The sequence below is a fragment of the Cupriavidus taiwanensis genome (assembly GCF_900250075.1).
GTDB classification, from domain to species: Bacteria; Pseudomonadota; Gammaproteobacteria; order Burkholderiales; family Burkholderiaceae; genus Cupriavidus; species Cupriavidus taiwanensis_C.
In genome coordinates, this window is the sequence record NZ_LT977070.1 from 1,138,816 (window position 1) to 1,152,743 (window position 13,928).

Annotated in this window: 12 protein-coding genes; 8 read left to right on the forward strand and 4 right to left on the reverse strand. The window is 67.9% G+C overall.

The genetic code is table 11. The annotated features are described in order from the left end of the window. Positions 1–15: 15 nt before the first annotated feature. On the reverse strand, positions 16–981 hold the full coding sequence (gene trxB / locus CBM2588_RS05270) for a thioredoxin-disulfide reductase (protein ID WP_115681404.1): 966 nt from the start codon (positions 979–981) through the stop codon (positions 16–18). A 234-nt stretch (positions 982–1,215) separates the two neighbouring features. On the opposite strand from trxB, the gene CBM2588_RS05275 reads away from it, so the two are divergent. Beyond that, positions 1,216–3,552 carry a DNA translocase FtsK gene (locus CBM2588_RS05275; protein ID WP_115679675.1) on the forward strand — a complete coding sequence of 779 codons (2,337 nt, stop codon included), beginning with the start codon at positions 1,216–1,218 and terminating at the stop codon, positions 3,550–3,552. A 49-nt stretch (positions 3,553–3,601) separates the two neighbouring features. Here CBM2588_RS05275 and CBM2588_RS05280 read toward each other — a convergent pair whose 3' ends face one another. Beyond that, positions 3,602–4,111: a hypothetical protein gene (locus tag CBM2588_RS05280; RefSeq protein WP_115679676.1), complete on the reverse strand. Its 510-nt coding sequence runs from the start codon at positions 4,109–4,111 to the stop codon at positions 3,602–3,604. A 338-nt stretch (positions 4,112–4,449) separates the two neighbouring features. Between CBM2588_RS05280 and lolA the strand changes: the two genes are divergently transcribed. The 4 genes from lolA to CBM2588_RS05300 all read left to right on the forward strand — a co-directional run bounded on the left by lolA (position 4,450) and on the right by CBM2588_RS05300 (position 7,198). Next, entirely contained in the window at positions 4,450–5,085 is a 636-nt protein-coding gene (gene lolA, locus CBM2588_RS05285) for an outer membrane lipoprotein chaperone LolA (RefSeq protein ID WP_012352052.1), read from the forward strand. Positions 5,086–5,153: 68 nt separating this feature from the next. After that, the gene (locus CBM2588_RS05290) at positions 5,154–5,531 is read left to right on the forward strand and encodes a hypothetical protein (RefSeq protein ID WP_231942162.1); all 378 of its coding nucleotides are present in this window, start codon (positions 5,154–5,156) and stop codon (positions 5,529–5,531) included. Between the two features lie 91 nt (positions 5,532–5,622). After that, complete coding sequence (locus CBM2588_RS05295; RefSeq protein ID WP_115679678.1) at positions 5,623–5,976, forward strand: hypothetical protein; 354 nt, start codon at positions 5,623–5,625, stop codon at positions 5,974–5,976. Positions 5,977–6,160: 184 nt separating this feature from the next. Next, on the forward strand, positions 6,161–7,198 hold the full coding sequence (locus CBM2588_RS05300; RefSeq protein ID WP_115679679.1) for a Fe(3+) ABC transporter substrate-binding protein: 1,038 nt from the start codon (positions 6,161–6,163) through the stop codon (positions 7,196–7,198). A gap of 96 nt (positions 7,199–7,294) precedes the next feature. On the opposite strand, the gene CBM2588_RS05305 is transcribed toward CBM2588_RS05300, so the two are convergent. Further along, the gene (locus CBM2588_RS05305) at positions 7,295–7,966 is read right to left on the reverse strand and encodes a hypothetical protein (protein ID WP_115679680.1); all 672 of its coding nucleotides are present in this window, start codon (positions 7,964–7,966) and stop codon (positions 7,295–7,297) included. 105 nt (positions 7,967–8,071) lie between these two features. After that, positions 8,072–9,715, reverse strand: a complete 1,644-nt coding sequence (locus tag CBM2588_RS05310; RefSeq protein ID WP_115679681.1) for an ABC transporter permease — start codon at positions 9,713–9,715, stop codon at positions 8,072–8,074. A gap of 153 nt (positions 9,716–9,868) precedes the next feature. On the opposite strand from CBM2588_RS05310, the gene CBM2588_RS05315 reads away from it, so the two are divergent. From CBM2588_RS05315 to serS, 3 genes are all read left to right on the forward strand, one after another. Further along, positions 9,869–11,002 (forward strand): ABC transporter ATP-binding protein, encoded by a 1,134-nt coding sequence (locus CBM2588_RS05315; RefSeq protein ID WP_115679682.1) that lies wholly within the window; start codon positions 9,869–9,871, stop codon positions 11,000–11,002. A gap of 79 nt (positions 11,003–11,081) precedes the next feature. Continuing rightward, a complete protein-coding gene (locus CBM2588_RS05320; protein ID WP_115679683.1) occupies positions 11,082–12,446 on the forward strand; it encodes a replication-associated recombination protein A in 1,365 nt (454 codons plus the stop codon). 100 nt (positions 12,447–12,546) lie between these two features. Continuing rightward, complete coding sequence (serS, locus tag CBM2588_RS05325; RefSeq protein ID WP_115679684.1) at positions 12,547–13,851, forward strand: serine--tRNA ligase; 1,305 nt, start codon at positions 12,547–12,549, stop codon at positions 13,849–13,851. Positions 13,852–13,928 lie beyond the last annotated feature (77 nt).

Sequence of the window (13,928 nt, forward strand, 5' to 3'; positions counted from 1 at the left end):
CGGCGCAGGGGTTGCTTACTTCAGGGCTTCGACGAAGCGTTGGGCGTCCAGCGCGGCCATGCAGCCGGTGCCGGCGCTGGTGATGGCCTGGCGGTAGACGTGGTCCTGCACGTCGCCCGCGGCGAACACGCCCGGCACGCTGGTGGCGGTGGCATCGCCCTGCAGGCCCGACTTGGTCACCAGGTAGCCGTTTTCCATGGCCAGCTGGCCGGTGAACAGGTCGGTGTTGGGCTTGTGGCCGATGGCGATGAACACGCCGGCCAGCTTCAGGTCTTCGGTCTGGCCGGTCTTGGTGCCGCGCACGCGGATGCCGGTCACGCCGGAGTCGTCGCCCAGCACTTCGTCCAGCACGCTGTCGTAGCGGATCACCACGCGGCCTTCCTTTTCACGCTGCAGCAGGCGGTCAACCAGGATCGGCTCGGCGCGGAAGCTGTCGCGGCGGTGGATCACGGTGACCTTGCTGGCGATATGCGACAGGTACAGCGCTTCTTCCACGGCGGTATTGCCGCCGCCGACCACGGCCACTTCCTGGTTCTTGTAGAAGAAGCCGTCGCAGGTGGCGCAGGCCGACACGCCGCGGCCCATGAACGATTCTTCCGACGGCAGGCCCAGGTACTGTGCCGAGGCGCCGGTGGCGATGATCAGCGCGTCGCAGGTGTACTCGCCGGCGTCGCCGATCAGCGTGAAGGGGCGGGCCGGCTGGCCCTTGTCGTCCACCAGCTTCGCGGTATGGATGTGATCGAAGATGATTTCGGTCTTGAATTCCTCGGCATGCGCCAGCAGGCGCTGCATCAGCTCGGGGCCCTGGACGCCCTTGGCATCGCCCGGCCAGTTCTCGACGTCGGTGGTCGTCATCAGCTGGCCGCCCTGTGCCAGGCCGGTGATCAGCACCGGCTCCAGGTTGGCGCGGGCCGCGTAGACCGCGGCGGTGTAGCCGGCGGGACCGGAACCGAGAATCAGCACTTTTGCGTGTTTTGCCATGATGCGTTCCTGTGGCCGGTGCGGCATGATGCCCACCGGCATTGCTCGAAAGCGACATTATAAGAGGAGCCGCATTTGCTCACTGTTGCAAATTCCAATGGGTGCGATAGTCTCGGGCCACGTTAAAATGGCCGCCACGATGCCTGTCCGTCACCCGGCGAAAGAACGCCGGCCGCCGGCGGCATCGGTCCGAAACCGATCCGGAATCCCCTAACACGCGAGTTTCAACCAGGCATGGCCCGAGCTACCACGACCACCCGCACCGATCCCTCAGCCTTGCCATCCCGCATCGGCAAACTGCTGGGCGAAGTCCGCTGGTTCCTGCTGCTGGCCGTCACGCTGGGTTTCCTGTGCGTGCTGGCCAGCTACAGCAAGACCGATCCCGGCTGGTCCCATGCCAACCAGGTGGCCGATATCCATAACCTGGGCGGCCGCGTCGGCGCCTGGGTGGCGGATGTGCTGTTCTTCATCTTCGGCTTTTCCGCCTACTGGCTGGCGGTGCTGCTGGTGCGCCGCTGCTGGCGCGGCTGGCGCACGCTGACCGCCGAGCTGCCCGAACGCACCGACCACGGCCTGCACCGCCAGGGCGTGACCGTCAGCTGGATCGGCTTCGTGCTGACCCTGTTCTCCAGCATGGGCCTGGAGGCGATCCGCATGTACCCGCTGCGCGCCGCGCTGCCGCGCGCGCCCGGCGGGGTGCTGGGCGACCTGCTCGGCGGCTGGCTGCAGGTGGCGCTGGGCTTCACCGGCGCTACCCTGCTGCTGTTGCTGCTGCTGGCGATCGGGCTGTCGCTGTTCTTCCATTTCTCGTGGCTGACCGTGGCCGAGCAGATCGGCGGCTTTGTCGAGACCCTGTTCCTGGGCTTCAAGGCCCGCCGCGAGAGCAAGCAGGACCGCATCATCGGCGAGGCCGCCAAGACCGAGCGCAAGGAAACCGTCGAGGTGCAGCGCGTGCGCATCGAAGAGGCGGCGCCGGTGCAGATTGTGCGCCCGCAGGCCGTGCCCAAGCACGAGCGCGTCGAGCGCGAGAAGCAGCAGCCGCTGTTCGCCGATATCCAGGATTCGGACCTGCCGCCGCTGTCGCTGCTGGATCCGATCCCGCCGCACCAGGAAACCGTCAGCGCCGAGACGCTGGAGTTCACGTCGCGCCTGATCGAGAAAAAGCTCAAGGACTTCGGCGTCGAGGTCAAGGTGGTGGCGGCCTACCCGGGCCCGGTCATCACCCGCTACGAGATCGAGCCCGCCACCGGGGTCAAGGGCAGCCAGGTGGTGAACCTGGCGCGCGACCTGGCGCGTTCGCTGTCGCTGGTGTCGATCCGCGTGGTCGAGACCATCCCGGGCAAGAACTACATGGGGTTGGAGCTGCCCAACCCGAAACGCCAGACCGTGCGCCTGTCGGAAATCCTGGGCTCGCAGGTCTACAACGAGAGCGCCTCCAGCCTGACCATGGCGCTGGGCAAGGACATTGCCGGCAAGCCGATGGTGGCCGACCTGGCGCGCATGCCGCACTGCATGGTGGCGGGCACCACCGGCTCGGGCAAGTCGGTGGGCATCAATGCGATGATCCTGTCGCTGCTGTACAAGGCCAAGCCCGAAAGCGTGCGCCTGATCCTGATCGACCCGAAGATGCTTGAAATGAGCGTCTACGAGGGCATTCCGCACCTGCTGTGCCCGGTGGTGACCGACATGCGCCAGGCCGGCAACGCGCTGAACTGGGCCGTCGGCGAGATGGAGCGCCGCTACAAGCTGATGAGCAAGCTGGGCGTGCGCAACCTGGCCGGCTACAACAAGAAGATCGACGAGGCCGCGGCGAAGGAAGAGAAGATCCCGAACCCGTTCAGCCTGACCCCGGACGCACCGGAGCCGCTGGAAAAGCTGCCTACCATCGTCATCGTCATCGACGAGCTGGCCGACCTGATGATGGTGGTCGGCAAGAAGGTGGAAGAACTGATCGCGCGGATCGCCCAGAAGGCGCGTGCCGCTGGCCTGCACCTGGTGCTGGCCACGCAGCGCCCGTCGGTGGACGTGATCACCGGCCTGATCAAGGCCAACGTGCCGACCCGGATCGCGTTCCAGGTCAGCAGCAAGATCGATTCGCGCACCATCCTCGACCAGCAGGGCGCCGAGACGCTGCTGGGCATGGGCGACATGCTCTATCTCGCGCCGGGCACTGGCCTGCCGGTGCGCGTGCACGGCGCCTTCGTCTCGGACGACGAAGTCCACCGGGTGGTGGAAAAGCTCAAGGAGTCGGGAGAGGCCAACTACATCGAGGGCATCCTCGAAGGCGGGCTGACCGATGACGGCGGCGGTGGCGACGGTTTTGGCGGCGGCGCCGGCATCGGCGGTGGTGGCGGCGAAGCCGATCCGCTGTACGACCAGGCGGTCGAGGTGGTGCTGAAGAACCGGCGCGCATCGATCTCGCTGGTGCAGCGCCACCTGCGCATCGGCTACAACCGCGCCGCGCGGCTGCTCGAGGACATGGAAAAGGCCGGGCTGGTCTCGGCCATGTCGGGCAACGGCAACCGCGACATCCTGGTGCAGGGCGGTGCTGCCGCGCGGGATGATGAGTGACTAGCAGAGGCGGGCATCCCGGCTAGCCGTAGATTGCCCAGCCTGTGTGCTAGCGGCGCTTGAGCACCAAATCGAGCTTCGCGTTGATGTTCTCGACCTTCGCGTTTACGTTGTCGACCTTTGCGTTGACGTTGTCGACCTTCGCATTGACGTTGTCGACCTTCGCGTTGACGCTCCCTAGTTTGGCGTTGACGTTTTCAAACTCCTTTTCGACCCGCACCTCCAGGCGGTCGATACGTGCATCGACAGCATCGAGGCGACCCGTGAGGCGGCGATCCATCTCCGTTATCCCGGAGGCGAGCGGACCAGTGGCCTTGTCGATCTTGTCCTGGGTGCTCTCATTCAGCCACGACATCACGGAAAAGACGAACGCTACACCGGCCAGAATGCCCGTGACTACCATGGCAGGATTTACTGGCTTGGCAGCGTTCTTTTCCTGCCGGGCCTCGAGTTCAATCCTGACCTGGCGCGTCGCGATCCTCTTCATCTCGTCGCGGTCAAGGCGCCGGGCGTCGTGCCGGAATGGCTGACGCCCGGCCGTAGGTTTGGTGGTGGTCATATTGCCGGCCCAGTGTGTTTGGCCGCCTCCCGGCGAAGCAACAGGCAAGAGGCAGCGTGGCGAGTGCTCTACGTGCATGCTTGGCATTGTCTTCCACGGCAGGTAAGGATGTGTTTCGTCTCGATACGAATTTCGCCCGACTCGCCGTTTACCGCAAATTGAGAGTTTTCGTGCCCGAACCGGCGCAGTTCGCGCACCATCTGCCGTAATATCCGGTTACCCGCGGCGCGGAATCCTGCACCAGTTGCCTGCTCTAACCAGACGTTGACCATACAGCGGGCTGCCTGAGCAGGCGCCGCACCGTGGCAACGCATTCGATAACAACCAGGATCCAGATCATGCGCAACCGCATCCTCGTGTCGGCCTGCGCCGCGCTGGCGATGTTCGCCATGCAGGCGCCGGCCCATGCCGCCGCCACCGACCAGCTGCAGAGCTTCGTCACCGGCGTGAAGAGCGCGCGCGGCGAATTCACGCAGCGCCAGGTCAAGGGGCAGGGCGCCAACGTCAAGGTGACCGGCACCTCCAGCGGCACCTTCGTGTTCTCGCGTCCGGGCAAGTTCACCTGGCGCTATACCAAGCCCTACGAGCAGCTGCTGCAGGCCGACGGCCAGACCCTGTACATCTATGACAAGGACCTGAACCAGGTCACCGAGCGCAAGCTCGACGGCGCGCTGGGTTCCAGCCCGGCGGCGATCCTGTTCGGCAGCAACGACCTCGACAAGAACTTCGTGGTCAGGAACGGGCCGACGCGCGACGGCGTGGAATGGCTGGAGCTGACGCCCAAGGCCAAGGACACGCAGTTCGAGCGCATCGGCATCGGCTTCAAGGCCGGCAATCTCGAAGCCATGGAACTGCGCGACGCGTTCGGCAACACCACGCTGCTGACCTTCACCGGCATGCAGAAAAACCCGCCGCTGGCGGCCGATGCGTTCCGGTTCACGGTGCCCAAGGGCGCCGACGTGATGAAGCAATGAGGGCCGCCATGATCGATGCGCGCGAAGGGTCGGCCCCCGCTGACGCAACCTATCGTCGTCCTGGCCGGATGGTGCTGGCCTGCGCCGGCGTGCTGGCGCTGGCGGCATGCGCCAGCAGCGGCGGCGGCGCCAGCAAGTTCGATGTCGACGCCTTCCTGCGCGCGCCGGACTCGGCGTTGCCGGAGGTGGTCGGCAATCCGGCCTTTCTCTCGGCCACCCGCGTGCCCGCCACCGAATGCGCGGTGATGCTGCAATCGGCCAGCACCGGCGTGCTGGAAGACCTGCCGCCGAGCAGCAACGCGCGCGGCCCGGCCTGGCTGCTGCACCCGAAGGACCAGCCAGGCCAGGTATGGCTGGTGGTCAGCGAGGCCGGCGGCGAGCGCACCTGCCACGGCCCGTTGCCGGCCGATGCGATGAAGACCCTGGCCAAGCGCGCCAGGGGCTAAGGCATCGCCGGCGCCGCTCAGTGCGGCCTGAACCCTATATGGGCCATGTGTCCCAGAATCCTCTGACTCGCCAACCCTGACAGGAGCCCCCATGATCGCGATGCTTGCCACCATGCGCAGCCGCACCCATCAACTGCTGTGGCTGGCCGCGGGCGGCGCGTTGCTGGCCGGCTGCGCGGCCGCGCCGACTGAGCCGGCAGCGCCGGCACCGGCGCCGGCCCCGCAAGGCTCGCTCGGCACGACGGCCGGCTGCGCCGCGGACAAGCTGGCCGACGACGCACTGGTCGGCAAGCCCGAGGCCGAAGCCATCGGCCTGCTGCAAGGCTGCACGTGGCGCCTGGGCGAACGCGACGGCCAGCAGTTCCCTGGCACCATGGACTACAACCCGCAGCGGCGCACGCTGGGGGTCAAGGCCGGCAAGGTGGTGTGGGTGCGGCGCGGCTGAGGCCGCGTTCATCCCGGAGTTGACGGGTCACCTTGACCCGGCGCAAGGGGCGTCAAACATGACAGAAATGTAATTTGACCGCCTGAACAAGAATCAATATTGTTTTCCGCTAACCGGAATCCAAACACCGGGCGGCCTTGGGGGTGCCCGGCGGCTGCCCAAACCATGCTGGGGAGCCAACCGCGTGAAAACCACCATCCGAACCTTGCTGCCGCGCGCCGCGGCACTGGCCCTGCTGACGCTGCCGCTTGCCGCGGCGGCCCAGGAAAAGGTGCTCAACCTCTACACCGCACGGCACTACCAGACCGACGAGGCGCTGTACGCCAACTTCACCAAGCAGACCGGCATCAAGATCAACCGCATCGAAGGCCAGGAAGATCCGCTGCTGGAGCGCATCCGCAACGAAGGGGCCAACAGCCCGGCGGACGTGTTCATCACGGTGGATATCGGGCGCCTGTGGCGCGCCCAGCAGGCCGGCGTGTTCGCGCCGGTGAAGTCCAAGGTGCTGGAGTCGCGCATCCCGGCCAACTACCGCGATCCCAATGGCGAGTGGTTCGGCTTCTCGGCCCGCGGCCGCGTGATCGCCTACAACAAGGCCGCGGTCAAGGCCGGCGACATCGCCAGCTATGAAGACCTGGCCGATCCCAAGTGGAAGGGCAAGGTCTGCACGCGTTCCAGCGGCCATGTCTACAACCTGTCGCTGATTTCCAGCCTGATCGCCCACGACGGCGAGGCCCGTACCGAGCAATGGGCGCGCGGCGTGGCCGCCAACCTGGCGCGCGTGCCCAAGGGCGGCGACACCGACCAGCTCAAGGCCGTTGCCGCGGGCGAGTGCGACGTGGCCATCGCCAACACCTACTACATCGCGCGGCTGCTGAAGTCGACCAAGCCCGAAGACAAGGCCGTGGCCGACAAGCTGGGCGTGGTGTGGCCCAACCAGTCGAGCCAGGGCGTACACATGAACGTCTCCGGCGGCGGCATGCTCAAGCACGCGCCCAACAAGGATGCGGCGGTCAAGTTCCTGGAGTACCTGGCCAGCGACGAGGCGCAGCGCTACTTTGCCGACGGCAACAACGAATGGCCGGTGGTGAAGGGCGTGAAGGTCAGCAACCCCGTGCTCGAGGCGCTGGGCGAGTTCAAGTCCGACACCATCAACGTGGCCGAGCTGGGCAAGTACCAGCCGCAGGCGCAGAAGCTGGTGGATCGGGCGGGGTTCAAGTAAAGCCGAAGGATGGCTTGGCGCTGGTTTTCTCACCTCTCCCGCAAGCGGGAGAGGGAGCACACAAGCGGTTGCTGAGGTGTCAGCAGCCAGACGCGGTCACAGCAAGAACCGCTTGTTCCCCGTCACCTGCGTCGGTTCGACCTTGCGGAACGTCAGCTTGACACTGCTGTTGAGCCGCCGCCCCGCCTGCCGCCGCACCAGCGCCCGATGCAGCAGTCCCTTGTGGCCGACCGTGCCTTCGGCATAGGGCTGGTCCGAGGTCGAGCCCAGCGCCATTGCCGCCAGCGCCTGGTTGCGCTCCGCGGCGCTCTTCTCCAGCAGCTTGTCCAGCGCCATGCGCGCCCGCACCTGTGCCGCCAGCGCGGTATCGGCCGGGTTGGCGCGGGCGCGCTCGGCATCCCATGGCAGTTGCACCTTGCCGGCCAGCCGGCGCAGCGCGGCGCGCAGTTCGGCGCCGTCCATGCGGGTTTCCTGCACGATCCACACGGCATCGTGGCGCACCGTCGCCTCGGCATCGGCCATGCGGCGCACCAGCGCCGGCTGCAGCGCCGGCGCCGAGAATTGCCGCGCGCGGCGGATCGCATTGAGGGCGATGCGGCGTACCTGCGGGTTGGCATGGTCGAACAGGTCGTCGATCACGCGCGCGGCGGCGTCGGCCGCGCCGATCATCTCGGCCAGCTGTCCGGCCAGCGAGACTTCTTCCACGCCGCTCAGCCTGTTGCGGCTGAGCCGGTTCAACTTGAACAGCAGGATGTGATATCGCAGCATAGGCTCTTGCGCGGCGGGCATGCCGCGGGTCGCGCCCGGGCGGATGCCGGGCCATAAGAGGCTATCGGCGCGGGGCGGGCGCGACTTGAGCGAGACCGGGGCGGCTCAGTGCTGCGCCTGGCGGCGGATCGTGCGCGACAGCACGATCACCGGCAGCAGCCCGACCGCGACGATCACCAGCGAGGCGGTGGCGGCCTCGGTCAGGCGTTCGTCGGCGGCCAGGTTGTAGGCCTGCACCGCCAGCGTGTCGAAATTGAACGGCCGCATCACGAAGGTCGCCGGCAATTCCTTCATTACGTCGACAAAGACGATCAGCGCGGCGGTCAGCAGGCTGCCGCGCAGCATCGGCAAATGCACGCGCCGCAGCGTGGCGCCGGGGCCGTGGCCCAGGCTGCGCGCGGCGGCGTCCATGCTGGGCGTGATCTTGCCCAGCCCGGCATTGACGGTCTGCAGCGCCACGCCCAGGAAGCGCACCAGCAGCGCGTAGACCAGCGCGGCGATGCCGCCGGTCAGCAGCAGCCCCACCGAGACCCCGAACTGCTGCTGCAGCCAGGCCGACAGCGCATTGTCGAGTCGCGCCACCGGCACCAGCACGCCCACCGCGATGACGGAGCCCGGCAGCGCATAGCCCATGCCGCAGACCCGGGTCAGGCCGCGCATCAGCCAGCTGCGCTTGCCGTTGACGGCGCGCGCGGCATAGCCAACCGCCAGCGCGACCGCCACCGCCGCCAGCGCGGTGGCGCTGGCCAGCAGGAAGCTGTTGCGCACCAGGCCGACAAAGCGCGGGCCGAACTGTGCGTCGCCATCGGTAAAGGCCATGCGGCACAGCATCAGCGCGGGCACCACGAAGCCCAGCAGCACCGGCACCAGGCACGCCGCCAGCGCCAGCCAGCCGCGTGCGCCGTCCAGGGTCCAGGCCGCGGCGCGGCGCTGGTTGCCGAACACCTGCGCGCGGCCGCGGCTGGCGCGCTCCATCAGCAGGATCGCGGCGACGAACAGCAGCATGCAGGCCGACAGCTGCGCCGCGGCGTTCTTGTCGCCCAGCGAGAACCAGGCGCGGTAGATGCCGGTGGAGAAAGTCGGGATGGCGAAATAGGCGACGGTGCCGAAGTCCGCCAGCGTTTCCATCATCGCCAGCGCGGTGCCGGCGACGATGCCCGGTCGCGCCAGCGGCAGCACCACGCGCCAGAGCCGGCTCCAGGCGCCATGGCCGAGCAGGCGCGCGGCCTCGAGCGTGTTCTGGGTCTGCTGCAGGAAGGCGGCGCGCGCGGTCAGGTAGACGTACGGGTACAGCACCAGCGAGAACAGCGCGATCGCGCCGCCGAGCGAGCGGATTTCGGGAAACCAGTAGTCGCGGGCGCGCCAGCCGGTCAGCTCCCGCAGCCAGCCTTGCACCGGGCCGGCGAACTGCAGCGCGTCGGTGTAGGCGTAGGCGATCACGTAGGCCGGCATCGCCATCGGCAGCACCAGCGCCCATTCCATCACGGCATGGCCGGGAAAGCGGTAGGTCGAGACCAGCCACGCGGTGGTCACGCCCAGCAGCAGCACCCCCGTGGCCACGCCGCATAGCAGCCAGACGGTATTGAGCACGTATTCGGCCAGCACCGTGTCGAGCAGGTGGCGCCAGGTGTCGCCGGCGGGCAGGAGCACGGCCGAGGCGATCACCAGAACCGGCACGGCAATCAGCAGCGCCATCGCCACGGTGGCCAGGGTCAGGGGATGGAAGCGGCGGCGGCTGGACAGGAGCATGCGCGGGAACGGTGAGCAAAGTGCCGCCCGCCGAACCTTTGCCTGGCGGCGCGGTGTGCGGGCTGACGCATTCTAGCAATGCCGGCGACGTAGGCGCGCCGGACGAAGCTGGGACACCGGCCGCACGGGCCGGCACGTCCCTATAATGCGCACATGCGAACCGATTCCTATTCACGCCTGCCCGGCACCCAGGCCCGCACTCGGCCGGCTACCCGTGCCGATGCTCCGGATGCGTCCGTCCCGGCTCCGGCTGTCATCGAGGTGGAGCGTATCCGTCATGCCTTCGGCCGCCATGCCGTGGTCAAGGGCCTGTCTTTCTCGGTGGCGCGCGGCCATATCGCCTGCCTGCTGGGGCCCAGCGGCTGCGGCAAGACTACGGTGCTGCGCGCGATCGCGGGCTTCGAGCCGCTGCAGGACGGACGCATCTTGCTGGACGGGCAGACCGTGTCCTCTTCCGGGACGCTGCTGGCGCCGGAGCAGCGCCGCATCGGCATGGTGTTCCAGGACTACGCGCTGTTTCCGCATCTGGACGTGGCTGCCAACGTCGGCTTCGGCCTGATCCGCGCCAGCCGCGCCGAGCGCACGGCGCGGGTGGACGAGGTGTTGCGGCTGGTGGGCCTGGCCGGTGCCGGCCGCCAGTACCCGCACGAACTGTCAGGCGGCCAGCAGCAGCGCGTCGCGCTGGCACGCGCGCTGGCGCCGCGCCCGGAGCTGCTGCTGCTCGACGAGCCGTTCTCCAACCTCGACGTCGACCTGCGCGAACGCCTGAGCCTGGAAGTGCGCGCGATCCTGAAGGCGCAGGGCACCACCGCCATCCTGGTCACGCATGACCAGCACGAGGCTTTCGCCATGGCCGACGAGATCGGCGTGATGCACGACGGCGTGATCGAGCAATGGGGCAGCGCGCACGACCTGTATCACCGTCCGGCGTCGCGCTTTGTCGCCGGCTTTATCGGCCAGGGCGTGCTGATGGCGGGGCGCGTGCGCGATACCGCTCAGATCGAACTGGAACTGGGCCTGCTGCGCCCCGCCGTGCCGCTGGACCTGCCGGCCGGCGCGGCAGTCGACGTGCTGGTGCGCCCCGACGACATCATCCACGACGACGCCAGCCCGATGCGTGCCGAGGTGGTGCACAAGGCCTTCCGCGGCGCCGAGATCCTGTACACGCTGCGCCTGGCCAGCGGCGGCCGCGTGCTGGCGCTGGTGCCCTCGCACCACAACCACGCGGTGGGCGAGCGCATCGGCATCCGCGTCGAGATCGAGGACGTGGTGGCGTTTGCCGCCTGAGCGCGCGCGCAATCGCGCCGGTGCCGATGGTCTACACTGTGGCGTTCTGCATCTTGCGCACTGACAGGGCCTGACTACCGTGGCGGACACGCTGTTTTCCGAATCTCCCGACCGTTCCCGGCAACCGCTGGCGGAGCGCCTGCGCCCGCGCACCATCGACGAGGTGATCGGGCAGCAGCACCTGCTCGGCGCGGGCAAGCCGCTGCGCGTGGCGTTCGAGTCTGGCGAGCCGCATTCGATGATCCTGTGGGGACCGCCCGGGGTGGGCAAGACCACGCTGGCGCGGCTGATGGCCGACGCGTTCGACGCCGAATTCATCGCGCTGTCGGCGGTGCTGTCGGGGGTCAAGGACATCCGCGAGGCGGTCGAGCGCGCCGAGCAGTTCCGCGCCCATGGCCGCCGCACGCTGGTGTTCGTCGACGAGGTGCACCGCTTCAACAAGAGCCAGCAGGACGCGTTCCTGCCGCATGTGGAAAGCGGGCTGTTCACGTTTATCGGTGCCACCACCGAGAACCCGTCGTTCGAGGTCAACGGCGCCTTGCTGTCGCGCGCGGCGGTCTACGTGCTCAAGAGCCTGGACGATGCCGAGCTGACCCAGCTGGCGCTGCGCGCCTCCGAGGAACTGGGCGGCATCGGCTGGCAGGATGAGGCGCTGCAGCTGATCGTCGCCTCCGCCGACGGCGACGGGCGCAAGCTGCTGAACAACATCGAGATCGTCGCGCGCGCCGCGCGCACGGCCGGCGCCGCGCAGATCGACACCGCGCTGCTGGGCAGTGCGCTGTCGGAGAACCTGCGTCGCTTCGACAAGGGCGGCGATGCCTTCTACGACCAGATCAGCGCGCTGCACAAGTCGGTGCGTGGCTCGGATCCCGACGCCGCGCTGTACTGGTTCTGCCGCATGATCGACGGCGGCGCCGACCCGCGCTACCTGGCGCGCCGCATCGTGCGCATGGCGTGGGAGGATATCGGCCTGGCCGATCCGCGCGCCGCGCGCATCACGCTGGACGCGGCCGAGACCTATGAACGGCTGGGCTCGCCCGAGGGCGAGCTGGCGCTGGGCCAGGCGCTGATCTACCTGGCGGTCGCGCCCAAGTCCAACGCCGGCTACAACGCCTACAACGCGGCGCGCGCCTTCGTTGCCAAGGACAAGTCGCGCGCGGTGCCGGTGCACCTGCGCAATGCGCCGACCCGGCTGATGAAGGAGCTGGGTTACGGCCACGCCTACCGCTACGCGCACGACGAGCCCGAGGCTTACGCCGCCGGCGAGCATTACTTCCCGGACGACCTCAAGGCGCAGGGCTGGTACCAGCCGGTGCCGCGCGGGCTGGAAGGCAAGATCGCCGACAAGCTGCGCCACCTGCGCGAGCTGGACGACGCCTGGCATCGCGAACAGCGCGCCGCGAAGGCGAAGGACGGTGGCAAGGGCGGCAAGTCCGGGGAGTAGGCAGGCGGTCGGGCACAGTTCGCTCGTGCCGCGCCATGCGGGTGCAGTAAAATGGCGGGTCCGCCGGCATGTCGCTGGCCCTGCACTTCACCCTAGCAACATGCTCGACATCCAGCTGTTCCGCAAAGACATCGACGCCGTGGCCCAACGCCTTGCCACGCGCGGCTTCCAACTCGACGTGGCGGCGTTCCAGGCACTCGAGGCCGAACGCAAGCAACTGCAGACCCAGACCGAGGAACTGCAGGCGCGCCGCAACAGCCTGTCCAAGCAGATCGGCATGCTCAAGGGCAAGGGCGAGGATGCCTCGGCCGTGATGGCGGAAGTGGGCGGCATCGGCGACGCGCTCAAGGCCTCGGCCGCGCGGCTGGACGAGATCCAGGCGCACCTGGGCGAGCTGATGCTGTCGATTCCCAACCTGCCGCACGAGAGCGTGCCGGTGGGCAATGACGAGACCCAGAACGTCGAGGTGCGCCGCGTCGGCGAGGTGCGCCAGTTCGACTTCGCCGTGCGCGACCATGTCGACGTGGGCGAGAAGCTGGGGCTGGATTTCGACACCGCGGTAAAGGTCACCGGGTCGCGCTTCTCGATGCTGCGCGGCGGCATGGCGCGCCTGCACCGCGCGCTGGTGCAGCTGATGCTCGACACCCATACGCAGGAGCATGGCTACACCGAGATGTACGTGCCGTACATCGTCAACGCCGCGTCGATGCGCGGCACCGGCCAGCTGCCCAAGTTCGAGGAAGACCTGTTCAAGGTGCCACGCAAGGTCGGTAGCGAGGAAGGCGAACGTATCGAGAACTTCTACCTGATCCCCACCGCCGAGGTGCCGCTGACCAACATCGTGCGCGACGCCATCGTCGCCGGCGAGAAGCTGCCGCTGCGCTTCGTCGCGCATACGCCGTGCTTCCGCTCCGAGGCGGGTTCGTACGGCAAGGACACCCGCGGCATGATCCGCCAGCACCAGTTCGACAAGGTCGAGCTGGTCCAGGTGGTGCCCGCCGACCAGTCCTTCGACGCACTCGAGCAGCTGACCGGCCACGCCGAGGCGATCCTGAAGAAGCTGGAGCTGCCGTTCCGCACCATCGTGCTGTGCACCGGCGACATGGGCTTCGGCAGCACCAAGACCTACGACCTGGAAGTCTGGATTCCCGCGCAGAACACCTACCGCGAGATCAGCTCGTGCTCCAACATGGGCGATTTCCAGGCGCGACGGATGCAGGCGCGCATGCGCACCGGGCAGGGCAAGCCGGAACTGGTGCACACGCTGAACGGTTCGGGCCTGGCCGTCGGCCGCACGCTGGTGGCGATCCTGGAGAACTACCAGAACGCCGACGGCTCGGTCACGGTGCCGGCCGCGCTGCAGCCGTACATGGGCGGCACCACCCGCCTGGAGCCGGAACTCTAAGGCGCGGCAATAAGGCGCCAAAAAAATCTGCCGCCAGCCTCTTGCATCGGCTGGCGGAGCATGGCTATAATCTCGGT